At 54.8% G+C, this 16,072-nt stretch carries 13 protein-coding genes; 12 read left to right on the forward strand and 1 reads right to left on the reverse strand.

The window, feature by feature from the left end; all coding sequences use genetic code 11:
• Window positions 1-44: 44 nt before the first annotated feature.
• The 3 genes from prmB (at window position 45) to KO499_RS17840 (ending at window position 3,395) form a co-directional block, all read left to right on the forward strand.
• On the forward strand, window positions 45-947 hold the full coding sequence (gene prmB, locus KO499_RS17830) for a 50S ribosomal protein L3 N(5)-glutamine methyltransferase (RefSeq protein WP_215985093.1): 903 nt from the start codon (window positions 45-47) through the stop codon (window positions 945-947).
• Window positions 948-984: 37 nt separating this feature from the next.
• Complete coding sequence (aroC, locus tag KO499_RS17835) at window positions 985-2,079, forward strand: chorismate synthase (RefSeq protein ID WP_215985094.1); 1,095 nt, start codon at window positions 985-987, stop codon at window positions 2,077-2,079.
• Window positions 2,080-2,246: 167 nt separating this feature from the next.
• On the forward strand, window positions 2,247-3,395 hold the full coding sequence (locus KO499_RS17840; RefSeq protein ID WP_215985454.1) for an MFS transporter: 1,149 nt from the start codon (window positions 2,247-2,249) through the stop codon (window positions 3,393-3,395).
• Between the two features lie 3 nt (window positions 3,396-3,398).
• Here KO499_RS17840 and KO499_RS17845 read toward each other — a convergent pair whose 3' ends face one another.
• On the reverse strand, window positions 3,399-4,271 hold the full coding sequence (locus tag KO499_RS17845; RefSeq protein ID WP_215985095.1) for a LysR family transcriptional regulator: 873 nt from the start codon (window positions 4,269-4,271) through the stop codon (window positions 3,399-3,401).
• A gap of 224 nt (window positions 4,272-4,495) precedes the next feature.
• Here KO499_RS17845 and leuC point away from each other — a divergent pair, with 224 nt between their 5' ends.
• The 9 genes from leuC to trpA all read left to right on the forward strand — a co-directional run bounded on the left by leuC (window position 4,496) and on the right by trpA (window position 16,055).
• On the forward strand, window positions 4,496-5,914 hold the full coding sequence (gene leuC, locus KO499_RS17850; protein ID WP_215985096.1) for a 3-isopropylmalate dehydratase large subunit: 1,419 nt from the start codon (window positions 4,496-4,498) through the stop codon (window positions 5,912-5,914).
• Window positions 5,915-5,930: 16 nt separating this feature from the next.
• Window positions 5,931-6,581, forward strand: a complete 651-nt coding sequence (leuD, locus tag KO499_RS17855; RefSeq protein ID WP_215985097.1) for a 3-isopropylmalate dehydratase small subunit — start codon at window positions 5,931-5,933, stop codon at window positions 6,579-6,581.
• Between the two features lie 59 nt (window positions 6,582-6,640).
• A complete protein-coding gene (leuB, locus tag KO499_RS17860) occupies window positions 6,641-7,714 on the forward strand; it encodes a 3-isopropylmalate dehydrogenase (RefSeq protein ID WP_215985098.1) in 1,074 nt (357 codons plus the stop codon).
• Between the two features lie 129 nt (window positions 7,715-7,843).
• A complete protein-coding gene (gene asd, locus KO499_RS17865) occupies window positions 7,844-8,959 on the forward strand; it encodes an aspartate-semialdehyde dehydrogenase (RefSeq protein WP_215985099.1) in 1,116 nt (371 codons plus the stop codon).
• A gap of 314 nt (window positions 8,960-9,273) precedes the next feature.
• Entirely contained in the window at window positions 9,274-12,381 is a 3,108-nt protein-coding gene (locus tag KO499_RS17870; RefSeq protein ID WP_215985100.1) for a FimV/HubP family polar landmark protein, read from the forward strand.
• A gap of 106 nt (window positions 12,382-12,487) precedes the next feature.
• Window positions 12,488-13,396: a tRNA pseudouridine(38-40) synthase TruA gene (gene truA / locus KO499_RS17875; RefSeq protein WP_215985101.1), complete on the forward strand. Its 909-nt coding sequence runs from the start codon at window positions 12,488-12,490 to the stop codon at window positions 13,394-13,396.
• On the forward strand, window positions 13,393-14,022 hold the full coding sequence (locus KO499_RS17880) for a phosphoribosylanthranilate isomerase (protein ID WP_215985102.1): 630 nt from the start codon (window positions 13,393-13,395) through the stop codon (window positions 14,020-14,022). Before truA ends, KO499_RS17880 begins: the two co-directional genes overlap by 4 nt.
• The gene (gene trpB / locus KO499_RS17885; RefSeq protein WP_416240403.1) at window positions 14,015-15,223 is read left to right on the forward strand and encodes a tryptophan synthase subunit beta; all 1,209 of its coding nucleotides are present in this window, start codon (window positions 14,015-14,017) and stop codon (window positions 15,221-15,223) included. The genes KO499_RS17880 and trpB overlap by 8 nt, the downstream gene beginning before the upstream one ends.
• 19 nt (window positions 15,224-15,242) lie before the next feature.
• The gene (trpA, locus tag KO499_RS17890) at window positions 15,243-16,055 is read left to right on the forward strand and encodes a tryptophan synthase subunit alpha (protein WP_215985104.1); all 813 of its coding nucleotides are present in this window, start codon (window positions 15,243-15,245) and stop codon (window positions 16,053-16,055) included.
• Window positions 16,056-16,072: the final 17 nt, after the last annotated feature.

Here is a 16,072-nt window from a genome sequence, read left to right on the forward strand (position 1 = left end):
CGTATAATTCGGCCCTGAAACGCTCTCGCACAGGATCGACGTTTGTGACCAGCCCCATTGATGACCTACTCAGCGTTCGGGATTATCTCCGCTTCGCTTCTTCACAGTTTGCCGCTTCTCCTTTGTTCTTCGGTCACGGCACGGATAACGTCTGGGATGAGGCGGTTCAACTGGTTATGCGGAGCCTTCATCTCCCTCTGGAAAATAACACGGTATTCCTGGATGCCCGTCTTACCCGGCAGGAACGTGAGCTTATTCTGGACCGGGTCCGTCGAAGAGTTGACGAGCGGGTACCTCTGGCTTATCTGTTGGGTGAAGCCTGGTTCATGGGGATGCCATTCCACGTGGATGAACGGGTACTTGTGCCGCGCTCTCCGATTGGCGAACTGATCGAAAACGGCTTTCAGCCCTGGTTGGCAGACAAGTCGGTTGACCGGATACTGGATCTCTGCACCGGAAGTGGATGTATCGGCATCGGGGCCGCTTCTGTGTTCCCCGAAGCGGAAGTTTATCTCTCGGATATTTCCGCTGAGGCCCTTGAAGTGGCTGAATCGAATATTGACCTGCACGACGTCCGGGGCCGGGTTCATGCGGTGCAGTCCGATGTTTTCGAAAGTATTGAGGGCCGGTACGATGTCATCGTTAGTAACCCTCCGTATGTGGATGCTGAAGATCTATCGAGCATGCCAGACGAATACCGCCACGAGCCCGAGCTGGGTCTGGCTGCCGGAAAAGACGGCTTGGATATTGCTCACAGGATTATTGCCGGTGCCGCCGACCACCTGAATCCCGGAGGCCTCCTGATTGTAGAAGTTGGTAACAGCTGGGTAGCGCTGGATGATGCCTATCCGGATCTGCCGCTGACCTGGCTGGAGTTTGATAACGGCGGCGATGGCGTGTTTCTCATTGCTGAGCCGGATTTGCGTCAGTGGCAAGCTTCCAATTAATCTAATTTTTTAATAAAGCTAAATAAGATACTGAATTATGTCGGGAAATTCCTTCGGAAAACTGTTTACTGTCACTTCATTTGGTGAGAGCCATGGGCCTGCACTCGGGTGCATTATTGATGGCTGCCCGCCAGGACTGGAGCTCTCGGAAGCGGATATGCAGCGGGATCTGGATCGCCGGAAACCGGGTACGTCCCGACACACGACCCAGCGCCGTGAGGCCGATGAGGTGAGAATTCTGTCCGGTGTATTCGAGGGCAAGACCACGGGTACGCCCATCGGTCTGTTGATTGAAAACACCGATCAGCGTTCCAAGGATTATTCCAAAATATCCGAACAGTTCCGCCCGGCTCATGCCGACTATACCTACATGCATAAGTACGGTGTTCGTGACTATCGCGGCGGTGGTCGCTCCTCGGCTCGGGAAACTGCTATGCGGGTAGCTGCCGGAGCAGTAGCACGGAAGTTCCTTGAGCAGCGGCTGGGTATCCGTATTCGCGGTTATCTGTCCCAGCTTGGACCTATCAAGGCGGAGAAACTGGACTGGGATCAGGTCCACAAGAATCCGTTCTTCTGCCCGGATGAAGCGAAGGTTGCCGAAATGGAAGCGTATATGGATGCGCTCCGAAAGGAGGGTGACTCCATTGGTGCACGGATTAATGTCGTGGCAGAGGGCGTGCCACCAGGTCTGGGTGAACCGATTTTTGATCGCCTGGATGCGGATCTCGCCCATGCTCTGATGAGCATTAATGCGGTAAAGGGTGTGGAGATTGGGGCCGGTTTTGATTGCATTGAACAGAAAGGCACTGAACACCGGGATGAACTGACACCCGAGGGGTTTCTGTCAAATAGTGCAGGTGGTGTACTGGGGGGCATTTCGTCCGGTCAGCCCATTGTTGCCAGTATTGCTCTTAAGCCCACGTCGAGTCTTCGCCTTCCGGGCCGGAGTATTGATGTGAGCGGGGAACCCTGTGAGGTGATTACCACCGGACGGCACGACCCCTGTGTCGGGATTCGCGCGACGCCGATTGCAGAGGCAATGATGGCCATTGTGTTGATGGATCACTATCTGCGGCATCGTGGGCAGAATGCGGATGTTTCCGTATCTACGCCGGTGATTGGGCAGCTGTAACGCGTGCTTGAATCTCAGGTGGAACACCTTTGGCGAGGGTGGCCTTCCAGAAAGCGTTCTTGAAGCCGTTCCTGTGCGGCTTGGTTGCGATATTCATGGCACTGTGAAGTGGGGCCATCTTGACCAAAGTCGCCAAGCCTTTTCTATAGACGGGCAGAGGTTCAGCTATTTACTTTCGACTCTCCAACCTCTATTTCTGGTTCTTCGCACTTCTCGGTGGGCTCCTGCCGTATTGGTCTCTCTATCTTGAAGGGCAGGGATTTTCCTACCTCCAGATCGCCACGCTCATGGCGACCATTCAACTCACTAAAATCGTTGCCCCCAGTGTTTGGGGCTGGTTAGGGGATAAAACCGGCCAGAGGGTTCGGTTGGTTCGCTTCGGGGCCATTACCGGTTCTCTGTTTTTCGGCGGGGTCTTCCTTGAGCCAGGGTTCTATGGACTGTTGTTGGTGATGCTGGTATTCACGTTTTTCTGGAATGCGATTCTGCCGCTTTATGAGGTGATCACACTTCGCGCCCTGGGAGATCAGAAGGAAAAGTACGGCCGCATCCGACTCTGGGGCTCCGTTGGGTTTATTGGTGCCGTGGCACTGGTTGGTGGTTTGCTGGAGTTGGTGCCGATTCAGAGTCTTCCGTGGCTATTGCTGCCAGTATTTGCGGGGATAGCTCTATCATCTTTTCTGGTGCCCGCAGAGCCGGGGGAGCGAAAGCCGCCGGCACCGAAAGGCAGTCTGAAGGTAATCGTCACGCACCCGGCGGTGGTGACCTTCTTCCTGATGAACTTCCTGCTTCAGGTATCCCATGGCGCCTACTACACCTTCTTCAGTATCCATCTGGAGCAGCACGGTTACAGTAAGTTGTCGATTGGTTTGTTGTGGTCTCTGGGCGTTTTTGCAGAGATCGGCGTGTTTCTGATCATGCACAGGTTGACACGTTATTTCTCGGTACGACAGATTGCGATGGGTGCACTGACACTTACCCTGATTCGATGGATCCTGATTGCGGAAGTCACCGATGTTGTTGCGGTGCTACTGTTTGCGCAGCTGTTGCACGCAGCTTCTTACGGGGCGCTGCATGCGATTTCGGTCCAGTACATTCAGGGTTATTTTGGAAAGCACCATCATGGCCAGGGGCAGGCCTTGTACAGCGGGCTTACGTTTGGGGCAGGCGGCGCGCTGGGTGCCTGGTTATCGGGCTTTCTGGTCGATGGATTCAACACCTCTGCAGCCTTCTTGGGCGGTGCCGCCGCGACAGCCATTGCGATCGTAATTACCTGGCGGGGGCTTCGGCCGCCGCCCGTGCATGAGGGAGGCTGAACGTCAGGCACATTCCTCTTCATGCACAATATCCAGCAACGCTTTGGCCGCGTTGCTGAGTTGTCGTCCGGAGAGGCCGATTCCCCCGAGCACCCGCCATACCGGATTGTCCACTTCAAGAACTCTCAGGCTGTCGTCAACCATGCGCAGGGGGAGAACGCTCCAGCCCAAGCCCACACTGGTCATCATTTTGATGGTTTCCAGATAGTTGGTGGGCATTTGTGGCCTCAGATGCAGATTCGCCTCCAGAAACAGCCGGCTTACAACCCGATATGTCGCGGTGCTGGTGTCAGGCAACAGGGCCGGATGATCGGCTAGATCCGGCAGCGCAGGATCCTTCAGTGACGACAGAGGGTGCTCTGCGCTTGCTACAAACACCATGCGGTCTGGCCATTGAGCAAAAACCTGAAAACTCGGTTCCATGCTGTCGCTCAGTGTCACAAATGCGAGCTCGGCGTTCCGCTTCCGCATCTGCTCATAGGCTGCATCGGATTCCATGAACTGAAGATTGATGGAGACCTGCGGGTATTCCCGCTTGAACCGGCGCAACCAGTTTGGCAGATGGTGCAGGCCGATGTGGTGGCTGGCGATGATCTGAAGTTCCCCTTCCACCTGCCTGGAATCGGGTGACAGTGACACCCGGGCATTATGGATTTCGTCCAGTATCTTCCGGGCATGGGGAAGCAAGCGGCTGCCGGCGTCGGTCAGTCGGATCTGACGGTGGCTCCGGTCAATGAGGCTGGTGCCCAACTGGTTTTCCAGGGTGGCAAGGCGTTTCGAGATTGCCGGTTGTGTCAGGTGCAGGGATTCTGCCGCTTCCGAAAACGAGCCCTGATCAACGATGGTCAAGAAAGCCTTTAATGCGTTTGAGTCCATGCCTGTGATTCCAGGTTACAACATTTGGTAAAAAACCTGCCGGGGATTGAGTGTTCAGAACACGCCAGCAAGCACATTTTTCAATGCGTTCGTCAGGGAATCTTAAAGTATAACCAATTGGCATGCGATAGATGAAAAACATGAATTGAAGTTATTTATGCGCGGGCGGTAAAATGTCCTCAACATGAGTGATAACCAGAAACCCCCAGAGAGTGAGAGAGAACATGGCGGGCAAGACTTTATACGACAAATTGTGGGACGACCATCTTGTAAAGCAGCGGGATGACGGTTCCGCCCTGATCTACATTGATCGTCAGTTGCTGCACGAAGTGACATCACCCCAGGCATTTGAAGGGCTGCGTCTGGCTGGACGCAAGCCGTGGCGGATTGATGCAAATATAGCAACGCCAGACCATAACGTCCCCACGACCGACCGCGATCGCGGCGTTGACGGTATCGTAGATCCGGTCTCGCGGATTCAGGTGGAAACCCTGGATAAGAACTGCGATGAATTTGGCATTCTTGAATTCAAGATCAAGGATCAGCGCCAGGGTATCGTACACGTCATCGGGCCAGAGCAGGGCGCAACCTTACCAGGCATGAGCATCGTCTGTGGGGACTCCCATACCTCTACCCATGGGGCGTTTGGCTGTCTGGCTCATGGCATTGGCACCAGTGAAGTTGAGCATGTATTGGCGACTCAGTGTCTGGTTCAGAAGAAAATGAAAAACATGCTGGTGAAGGTCAACGGCACGTTGGGTTCGGGCGTCACGGGCAAGGATGTGGTGCTGGCCATCATTGGCAAGATTGGCACGGCTGGCGGAACCGGCTATGCCATCGAGTTTGGCGGTGAGGCCATCCGGGGCCTTAGCATGGAAGGTCGAATGACCATCTGCAACATGTCCATCGAGGCAGGTGCACGGGTTGGTATGGTTGCCGTTGACGATACCACCATCGAGTATGTTCGTGGTCGGCCGTTTTCACCAGAAGGTGAGCAATGGGATTCCGCTGTGAATTACTGGCGGTCCCTGCACAGCGATGATGATGCGGAATTCGACAAAGTGGTTGAGCTGGAAGGCTCTGAGATCAAGCCGCAGGTAAGTTGGGGTACATCCCCTGAAATGGTGGTCGGCGTTGACGGAAATGTTCCTGATCCTGACAAAGAGCAGGATCCGATCAAACGCGAAGGTATTGTGCGGGCTCTTAAGTACATGGGCCTGCAAGCAAACATGCCGATTACCGATATCAAGCTGGATCGGGTGTTTATCGGCTCTTGCACAAATAGCCGGATCGAGGATCTGCGTGAGGCTGCTGCCGTAGTTAAGGGGCGCAAGGTGTCTCCAATTCTGAAACAGGCCATGGTTGTGCCTGGTTCCGGACTGGTTAAGGCCCAGGCGGAACAGGAGGGTCTGGATAAGATCTTTCTTGAGGCCGGTCTGGAATGGCGTGATCCGGGTTGTTCCATGTGCCTGGCCATGAATGCTGACAAACTGGGGCAGGGTGAGCATTGTGCTTCCACCTCAAACCGGAACTTCGAAGGCCGTCAGGGCTTTGGTGGGCGAACCCATCTGGTTAGCCCGGCTATGGCTGCGGCTGCAGCGGTGACGGGCCACTTTGTTGATGTCCGTGAGTTGATGAACTGATCCACAGGAGAGAACCATGCGCGCATTTACGCAACACCAGGGCGTCGTCGCCCCCATGGACCGGTCCAATGTGGATACGGACATGATTATTCCAAAACAGTTTCTGAAGTCCATCAAGCGCACAGGCTTCGGGCCAAACCTGTTTGATGAGCTGCGTTATCTGGATGAGGGCAGGCCGGATCAGGACTGTTCCACTCGTCCAATCAACCCGGATTTTGTCCTGAATCAGGACCGCTACAAGAGCGCCAGTGTATTGTTGGCGCGTCGCAATTTTGGTTGTGGTTCAAGTCGTGAACACGCTCCCTGGGCGCTGGAGGATTACGGCTTTCGGGTGATTATTGCTCCGAGCTTTGCCGATATTTTCTATAACAATTGCTTTAAGAATGGTTTGTTACCAATTGTTATTAAAGAGGAAGTTATCGACAGATTGTTCCAGGAAGTGGAGCAGAACGAAGGCTATGAGTTGTCGGTTGATCTGGAAGCCAGAACTGTTACTACGCCATCAGGAGAAACCTTCACCTTCGAGGTGGACGACTTCCGAAGACACTGTTTGCTCAATGGTCTGGATGATATCGGTGTCACTCTGGAAGATGCGGAGTGGATTCAGTCGTATGAACAAAGCCGTCGAAAAACCGCGCCCTGGTTGTTTGGTGCTGGTGGCCAATGATCTTGTTGGGTTATGCCGAGGCATGATCCAACCGCAACCGAATTGAACAAGGAACAGACATGTCCAGAACAGTTTTAATGCTCCCCGGCGATGGTATAGGGCCGGAGATTGTCTCTGAAGCCGAAAAGGTGCTTCACAAAGTCAATGATCAGTTCAGTCTTGGCCTGCGCTTCGAGTCCGGACTTGTTGGCGGAGCGGCTATTGATGAGACCGATAGTCCGCTTCCGGATGAGACGCTGGAAAAGGCTACCAGGGCGGATGCCATCCTGCTTGGTGCTGTTGGTGGCCCGAAATGGGACAGCCTCCCGATGGCCAAGCGTCCCGAGAAAGGGCTGCTGGGCTTGCGTTCCAATCTGGAGTTGTTTGCCAACCTCCGACCGGCGATTCTGTATCCGCAACTGGCTTCGGCGTCTTCGCTGAAGCCGGAAGTGGTGTCCGGGCTGGATATCATGATTGTGCGGGAGCTGACCGGCGGTATTTACTTCGGGCAGCCTCGGGGCGTCCGGGAGCTTGAAAGCGGTGAGCGCCAGGGCTACAACACTTATGCCTACACCGAATCGGAAATTCGTCGTATTGGCCGGGTTGCCTTTGAGGCCGCGCAGCAGAGAGGCAAGAAGCTGTGCTCTGTGGATAAGGCGAACGTGCTGGAAGTCACTGTCTTGTGGCGGGAAATCATGAACGATCTGTGCCGGGAGTATCCGGATGTGGAGTTGTCCCATATGTACGTGGATAACGCTGCTATGCAGCTGGTTCGGGCCCCCAAACAGTTCGACGTGATTGTGACTGGTAACATGTTTGGTGATATTCTGTCGGACGAAGCGGCTATGCTCACCGGTTCTATCGGCATGTTGCCTTCGGCGTCACTGAACTCTGAAAAGCAGGGGATGTATGAACCCTGCCACGGTTCTGCGCCGGATATTGCCGGGCAGGGTATTGCTAATCCGCTGGCCACAATCCTCAGTGCCGCCATGATGTTGCGGTACAGTCTGAATGAGGAAAAAGCAGCTGAAGCCATTGAAGCGGCGGTCAGTAATGTTTTGGATCAGGGGCTGCGAACCGCAGACATCATGTCTGAGGGCGCAAAGAAAGTCTCCACTCGGGAAATGGGTGAGGCCGTTCTGGCTGCGCTCTGAAGGTCAGGCCCTGGCCACTAAATCCGAGACCCGACGGCGACGGGATGCAGTCGCCGCGGGATCATCCATCCTGTCCCTGCCAGCGATAAAGGCAGCGGGCGGGCATAAAACGAGGTCTAAAGATCGCACATGAAGCGAGTTGGACTTGTAGGTTGGCGTGGCATGGTGGGTTCTGTCCTCATGCAGCGCATGCGAGAAGAAAACGATTTCGCCGATATCGAACCGGTCTTTTTTACCACGTCCCAGGCGGGTAAGCCGGCCCCTGATGTAGGGAAGGCTGATGTCCCGCCCCTGCAGGATGCGTTTGACGTCGATATTCTGAAAACCCTGGATGTGATTGTTACCTGTCAGGGCGGCGACTATACCAGTGCGGTTTACCAGAAGCTCCGCGACGCGGGTTGGGAAGGCTACTGGATTGATGCGGCATCCACGCTACGAATGGTTGACCATTCAGTGATTGTTCTTGATCCGGTTAATCGCAATGTGATTGATGCAGCGCTTGATAAGGGCGTTAAGGATTACATTGGCGGCAACTGCACCGTCAGTCTGATGATGCTGGCTCTGGGAGGGTTGCTGGAACAGGACCTGATTGAGTGGGTGTCGCCTATGACCTACCAGGCGGCTTCCGGCTCTGGTGCCCAGAATATGCGCGAGCTGCTTAATCAGATGGGCGAGCTGAACCAGAGCGTCAAGACTGAGCTGGACGATCCGTCCTCCGCCATTCTGGACATTGATCGCAAGGTAACTGAATCCATGCGTTCGGACGGGTTTCCGACCGAGCACTTCCAGGTGCCCTTGGCAGGCAGCCTTATTCCGTTTATCGACAAGCAACTTGACAACGGTATGAGCAAGGAAGAGTGGAAGGCGGGCGTTGAGACCAACAAGATTCTCGGTCGCTCCGGCAATCCGATTCCCATTGATGGCATTTGCGTGCGGATTGGTGCCATGCGCTCCCACAGCCAGGCTCTGACCATCAAGCTGAAGAAAGATCTGCCGGTTGCTGAGATCGAGTCGATTCTTGCCAGGGCGAACGACTGGGTGAAAGTGATTCCGAATGATCGCGATGCGACCATTGAGGAACTGACTCCCGCCAAGGTAACCGGCACGTTAAGTGTTCCGATTGGGCGGATTCGCAAGTTGGCCATGGGGCCGGAATACATCTCTGCGTTTACAGTAGGTGATCAGCTGCTGTGGGGTGCTGCCGAACCGCTACGCCGCATGCTTCGGATTCTTCAGGAGCGTTAAAAATTGTTACGCAGAGGCAATTAATGCCAACTGTGTCCGGTTTCGGGAAACCGGTGAAGGGGCGGAGGCTGATTTCAGGCTCCGCCCCTGTTATTTTCAAGAACACTAGGTAGTTCCGCGCGATTGATAAAAAAATGGTGCAAGGATTGCGGCTGATTGATTGATAAAAGAGGTTTTATCAACAATACTTGCCGGACTGAAAATTAAAAAGAATATACAATAACGAGAATTATCCAGACGGAAGTCATCCAACCTCGTCCGATTCTGTTTGAAAGAGAGCAGTAACGAATAACGGAGACTGGAAAGGAAAAAGCATGAAGGTACGCAAGCTTGCGGTTGCCCTGGCTCTGGCGGGAGGGCTCGGATCCGGTGTCGCACAGGCCCTGGGGCTGGGTGAAATTGAACTTCAGTCCTATCTGAATGAGCCACTGGATGCGGAAATTGTTCTGCCTCAGAGTAGTGGCGTCAATCCAGCGGACGTGTTCGTCAATATTGCCTCGGAGCAGGCATATGAACGGGTTGGACTGAACCGGAACCGGTTTCTCAGCAAGCTCAGGTTTCAGGTGGTCACCGGTAGTGATGGCAGTCTGATCGTCAACGTGTCGTCGCGCGAACCGCTCAGAGAGCCCTATCTTAATTTTCTGCTCGAATTAACCTGGCCAAGTGGTCGGCTAATGCGTGAGTACGCCGTTCTTGTGGATCCGCCAGTGTATGCGGAAGAGTCTGGTGTGCAGGAACCGGTCAGTGCACCGACAGTTTCAGCCACGCAAACGACCAGTCAGCCGACAGCCACTCGCAGTGCCGAATCCACAAGCCGGCAAGTTCAGGGCGCACAATCTCGTGGTGTCAGTGCTCAGGCCAATACATTCGGGCCCACGAAAGCGTCTGATACCCTGTGGACCATAGCGTCCCAGGTGCGTCCTGATAGCAGTGCCTCCATGCAGCAGGTCATGCTGGCCATTCAGGATCTCAATCCGGATGCCTTCATTGGCAACAACATTAATCGCCTTAAACGTGGCGAAGTTCTGCGAGTTCCGTCTCTGGATCAGATACAGAGTCGCACTCGTGCTGAGGCTACCCGTTTGGTCGCCCAGCAGAATCAGGAATTCCAGACCCCTCAGCGTGTTGTGGACGCAACCGAGGAGCGGCAATCGCAGTCCGGATCTGAGGCAGGCGCAGTTTCAAGTGGCGACGAACTGAAACTGCTCGTCTCTGATAATGCGGACAGTGAGTCCAGTGAAACGGGCTCTGCGGGTGGCGACAGCGAGTTGCCGGGCGGCGTTGATGCTGGCACTGCGGTCGCAATGGAAGAGCTCGAGAGTGCTCGTCGTGAGAACGAAGAACTCAACAGTCGCATGGAGGATCTGCAGGATCAGGTGCAGACATTGCAGCGGCTGCTGGAGCTAAAGAATACGCAGCTTGCTGAAATGCAGCAGGCAACCGGTGATGAAGCAGTCGCAGAGTCCTCACTTGTCGGGGATGACGAGGCCACGCCATCAGGGGAAGAGATCGTTGTCCTGGATGACGTTGCTGACGACGAAATGGCGGAGTCTGAAGCAGGTGCGGACACGGATGAATTAGTGGATTCTGAAATGTCAGCCTCTGAGGGAGACGATGCCGCAGGTGCAGACGACTCAACTGGCTCGGCCGAGTCAGAGGCCATGTCGGATGATTTTGGCGAGATGGTGGATGCCGACCAGACTATGGATGATCAGGCTGTTGCTGATGACGGTCAGGTGTCTGAGGAAGCGGGCGTCGATGAGTCAGCAGAGGGCACCGGCTCTGCGGCTACGGATGCCCCCGAGTCGGGTGAAGAGGCCCTCGTTGCAGAGTCGGGCGTGTCTGAGCCAGAGCCGGCACAGGAGCCTGTTCCCAAGCCAGCGCCTCAGGCACCAGAATCCGATAAAGGGTTTCCTGGCAACATTATAGATGCTGTCACCAACAACCCGATGTACCAGATCGCTCTCGGTGGTGGTCTGGTTGTACTTCTGCTGCTGCTTTTGCTTCTTGCCCGCCGCAATGCAAATCGGGAAAAAGTGTTCTATGAGCAGCTAAACAGTGATGCCGATGATAGCACCGACTCATTTGATCTTAGCCTGGACGAAGAAGATGATGTGTCGCCTACGAGTGATGCTATGGCGGAGGCAGATTCCTATATTGCCTACGGCCAGCATGAACAGGCAGCACAGACTCTTGAGGCCGCTATTTCCAGAGAGCCTAGCCGCACCGATCTGCGCCTGAAGTTGCTGGGTGTCTACGCGGATACCCAGGATCGAGACTCGTTCGAGAAACAGTTTGGCGAGATTGAGTCGCTGGAAGACGAAGAGGCGCTGACCGTTGCCAATGAACTTCGCGTCAAGCTGGAAGAGGCTGAGTCGATGCCCAGCATTGATGATCTGGAATCACAGCTGCGCTCAGACTCTTTTTCTACCTCCTTCGACTCGGAACAGAGCGATGACGTTCTGGCTGAAACCCAGGGTAAGCCCGAATCTGACGAACTCCTGGCTGATCAGTTCGACTCGCAGCAGGCAGAGCCGTCCGAGAACGAATTTGGGGACTTTGACTCAGATCTTTCCAGTCCTGAGTTCTCCGATTTGGAGCTCGATCAGTTTGAAGGTTCGAACTCTTCCGAGTCCTCCGAAGAGAAAGAGCTTGAGGATGGCGGTAGTGAAAGTCCGGACGACATGATTGAGTATGATCTGTCCGGCATCGAGCTGGAAACAGATGAGCTTGATGAAGGTGATCTGGAGGAGCAGTCAGTGGCTGAGCCTGAAGTTCCGTCGGAAGAGATGGCAGAGTCGGGTTCCGACATCGATGCACTGGACGAGTCATTCCTCGATGAGCTTGACGCTGAACTGGACAAAGTTGCCGGAGAAGAGGACGAGCTCGGGGGGAGTGAAATTGAAGACTCTTCACTGGATGACCTTGAACTTGATGTGTCCGATGACGATCTGGCCCTGATGGAGGAGTTTTCTGATTCGGCGGATTCAGCGAATGTCGAGGAGCTCGAAGAAGCATCACTTGATGATGAGCTCGATCTGGAAGACGCGCTTGGCGAAGGTGACGTTGAGGAAGCAGATCCCGAGCAAACTGTCGCAGACGCTGAGGAACTTGAACAGCAGGGTGTTGCTGACGCTCTTGAGGAGTCCGGAGAGCCGGAAAGTGACCTGGATCTGCCAGTGGTCTCTGATGGCAACGGTAAATCCCAAATCGCTGATATCGACGAGAGTGAGCTGGGCGATGACGACGACTTCGGGTTTTTGACAGGAACTGACGAAGCCGCGACAAAGCTTGATCTCGCAAGAGCTTACATCGAGATGGGCGACTCTGATGGGGCCCGGGATATTCTTGAAGAAGTCGCACTCGAGGGAAGTGAAGATCAGAAAGCCGAAGCGCAGGATCTTCTTAAAAATCTGTCCTGATCCGTTATAATCGAATCAGACAGGCAGCAAGCGCCGGCCGCCGGGTATATTCCTGGTATCAAGCCGGCGCTTTGCTTTTACAGCAACACTCTTTCCGGATTTACAATTGTTTCTCCAAACCCAGCACCTCACTACGGACAACGCCATAGGGGCAGGGCGCGTCGCTCTGGCTTTTGAATACGATGGTCGACATTTCCATGGCTGGCAGTTCCAGAAATCGGGCGTGCGCTCGGTTGAAGCGGAGCTGACTGAAGCGGTTGCAAGGGTTGCGGATCACCCGGTTGATCTGGTGTGTGCCGGGCGAACCGACGCGGGAGTGCACGCCAGTTATCAGCTTGTCCATTTTGATACTTCGTCTGTCCGGAATCTGCGTTCGTGGGTCATGGGTATCAACACGGCATTGCCCGAGGACATTTCTGTGCATTGGGCAGGAAATGGCATCCACGATTTTCATGCACGATTTTCCGCGACCTACAGGCGTTACAGATACGTTATCTGCAACAACCCTGTGCGCCCCGGCATTCAGCGCGGTCAGGTGAGCTGGACCTTTCGCCCGTTAGACGCCGAACGTATGCATCAGGCCGCTCAGGTACTGGTAGGAGAGCACGACTTCTCGTCGTTCCGGGCCGCTGGCTGCCAATCGAGAACCCCCGTTCGGTTTCTTGAGCGTATTTCAGTAACCCGCAAGCGTGATTTCGTCGTAATAGACGTTCAGGCCAATGCTTTTGTTCATCACATGGTTCGGAATATTGCTGGTGCCTTGATGGCGGTTGGGACGGGAAAGCAGCGAGCAGACTGGATTCATGAGATACTGGAGGCCAGAGACCGGACGGTTGCCGGGGTGACTGCATCTCCCCATGGGCTTTACCTGGTGGACGTGGGTTACCCGGACGAATTCGGGATACCTGCAGCCGAGTGTGGTCCTGGGTTCTTGAGACCATGGTTCAGCCGGGCGGAAAACACCCCGTTCCCACCAACACACGTTCATGTTAAACAGCGGGTTTCGAGCCAATGAGTGTCAGGGTCAAGATTTGTGGTCTTACCCGTCCCGAGGATATCGACAGCGCTGTTCAATGCGGCGCCGATGCCTTGGGCCTCGTGTTCTATGAACCCAGTCCGCGGTCTGTTTCTGTTGAAGAGGCCGTTGAACTGGCGAGTCGCGTTCCTGCATTTGTGTCGGTTGTCGGGTTGTTTGTTAACCCTACCGAGCAAGAGGTTAAGGCGGTTCTGGATAAGGTCCCTCTGGATTTGCTGCAGTTTCATGGCGACGAAACCGCCGAATTTTGTGACAGTTTCGGCCGTCGTTGGATCAAGGCCATTCGGGTTCGGGATGGGGAGCAGATTGTGGCCGCTTTTGAGCAGTTTCAGAGTGCCTCCGGTCTGCTGGTTGACGCCTGGGATCCGAATCATTTTGGTGGCACCGGGAAGTCGTTCAACTGGGACCTGATCCCTGATGACCGGCCGCTCCCGGTTATATTGGCCGGCGGGTTGTCATCTGCTAACGTATTTACCGCGGTTAAGCAGGTGGAACCCTGGGCGGTGGATGTCAGCGGTGGTGTCGAACAGAGCAAAGGCATCAAAGACATTCAAAAAATTTCTCATTTTATTAAAGAGGTTCACCGTGTCTGTAAAACTGACTGAAGAAATGCTGAGCGCACTGCCGGATGCGCGGGGTCACTTTGGGGCCTTTGGTGGGCGATTTGTTTCCGAGACGTTGATGGACTCTCTGATGATTCTTGAGCAGGAGTACTCTCGCCTGAAGCAAGATCCGGAATTCCAGGCGCGGTTTGATAAAGAGCTGGCGGATTATGTTGGCCGCCCAACGCCATTGTATTTCGCAGAACGCCTGAGCCGCGAAACCGGCGGCGCTCAGATCTGGCTCAAGCGTGAAGACCTCTGTCATACCGGTGCTCACAAGGTAAACAATACGATCGGGCAGGCTTTGCTTGCCAGCTTCCTCGGCAAGAAACGCATTATTGCTGAAACGGGCGCCGGTCAGCATGGTGTTGCCACGGCTACGGTTTGTGCACGCCTGGGGCTTGAATGTCATGTATTCATGGGCGCCGAGGATGTTCAGCGCCAGTCTCTCAACGTGTTCCGTATGAAGTTGTTGGGAGCGACCGTGCATGCGGTTGAGAGTGGAACCAAGACCCTCAAAGATGCCATGAATGATGCCATGCGGGATTGGGTGGCGAACGTAGATGATACCTTCTACATCATCGGTACTGTCGCAGGCCCTCATCCATACCCCTTGCTGGTCAGGGATTTTCAGTCGGTTATCGGGCGGGAAACCCGTCGTCAGGCTCTGGAAAAGACGGGCAAATTGCCGGATGCCCTGGTGGCCTGTGTGGGCGGTGGCTCAAACGCCATTGGCCTTTTTTACCCGTTCCTGTCTGATGAGTCTGTAGAGCTTTACGGAGTGGAAGCGGGTGGTCTGGGTATTGATACCGGCAAGCACGCTGCACCGCTATGTGCTGGCCGCCCAGGGGTTCTGCACGGCAACCGTACCTATCTTATGGAAGATGAGAACGGTCAGATTGCAGGCACGCATTCAGTGAGTGCCGGCCTTGATTACCCGGGTGTTGGGCCTGAGCACAGCTGGTTGAAAGACATCGGTCGGGCAAATTACGTGTCAGTGACAGATGATGAGGCTATGGAAGGATTCCGGAAACTGACTCGGGTAGAAGGTATCATGCCCGCTTTGGAAAGCGCTCATGCGGTAGCCTACGCCATCAAGCTGGCGGCGACCATGGATAAAGATCAGACCGTCGTTATCAATGTCTCCGGGCGTGGTGACAAGGACATCAACACAGTTGCCAATCTTGAAGGCATCGAGATCTGAAGAATCAACAGGAGCAGGCATGAGCCGAATTGAAGGGGTCCTCACGGCCCTGAAAGGACAAGGCCGAAAGGCACTTATTCCCTATATCACCGCCGGCGACCCCCATCCGGATGTCACGGTGGATCTGATGCATACGCTCGTAAAGGCGGGTGCTGATATTATTGAGCTTGGAGTTCCGTTTTCTGATCCGATGGCGGACGGGCCGGTTATCCAGCTGGCCTGCGAACGTGCTCTGGTCCATGGTACGTCGTTACGTCAGGTGATCGCCATGGTCAAGGAGTTCCGGGAGTCAGACGCCAGCACCCCGGTGGTGCTGATGGGTTATCTGAACCCGATGGAAGCAATGGGTTATGAAGAATTTGCAGACGCCGCCAAGGATGCCGGTGTGGATGGCATTCTGACGGTGGATCTGCCGCCGGAAGAAGCGGATGAAGTTATTCCGTTGTTCACTCAGAGAAGTCTTGATGCGATCTTCCTGCTGTCGCCAACCACGACGGATGAACGGATTCGGGCGATCAGTGAGCACTCATCCGGCTATGTGTACTATGTTTCTATTAAGGGTGTGACAGGGTCCGCCACCATTGACGTGGACGAGGTCGCCTCCAAAGTGAACCATATTCACGAGCTGACAGCGCTTCCCGTTGGTGTCGGATTTGGTATTCGGGATGCGGAGACAGCCGAAGCGGTGGGGCGGGTATCCGATGGTGTAATTGTTGGCAGCGTCCTGGTCGATACAATAGCCAGAAATCAGGCGGATACCGACCAGCTCAAGCGGGCATTGACGGATCTGCTCCACCCGATGCGCGAAGCACTGGACAGTCTCGCCTCCTGAGTGAACAGGAGGAGGGC

Origin of the sequence: Marinobacter sp. F3R08 (genome assembly GCF_018860425.1) — a bacterium.
GTDB lineage: Bacteria > Pseudomonadota > Gammaproteobacteria > Pseudomonadales > Oleiphilaceae > Marinobacter.

Bases quoted from the DNA above. Each gene is read 5' to 3' on its own strand.
- aroC (WP_215985094.1), top strand. From the start codon at position 985: ATGTCGGGAAATTCCTTCGGAAAACTGTTTACTGTCACTTCATTTGGT.
- KO499_RS17845 (WP_215985095.1), bottom strand. From the start codon at position 4,271: ATGGACTCAAACGCATTAAAGGCTTTCTTGACCATCGTTGATCAGGGC.
- leuC (WP_215985096.1), top strand. From the start codon at position 4,496: ATGGCGGGCAAGACTTTATACGACAAATTGTGGGACGACCATCTTGTA.
- leuD (WP_215985097.1), top strand. From the start codon at position 5,931: ATGCGCGCATTTACGCAACACCAGGGCGTCGTCGCCCCCATGGACCGG.
- leuB (WP_215985098.1), top strand. From the start codon at position 6,641: ATGTCCAGAACAGTTTTAATGCTCCCCGGCGATGGTATAGGGCCGGAG.
- asd (WP_215985099.1), top strand. From the start codon at position 7,844: ATGAAGCGAGTTGGACTTGTAGGTTGGCGTGGCATGGTGGGTTCTGTC.
- KO499_RS17870 (WP_215985100.1), top strand. From the start codon at position 9,274: ATGAAGGTACGCAAGCTTGCGGTTGCCCTGGCTCTGGCGGGAGGGCTC.
- KO499_RS17880 (WP_215985102.1), top strand. From the start codon at position 13,393: ATGAGTGTCAGGGTCAAGATTTGTGGTCTTACCCGTCCCGAGGATATC.
- trpA (WP_215985104.1), top strand. From the start codon at position 15,243: ATGAGCCGAATTGAAGGGGTCCTCACGGCCCTGAAAGGACAAGGCCGA.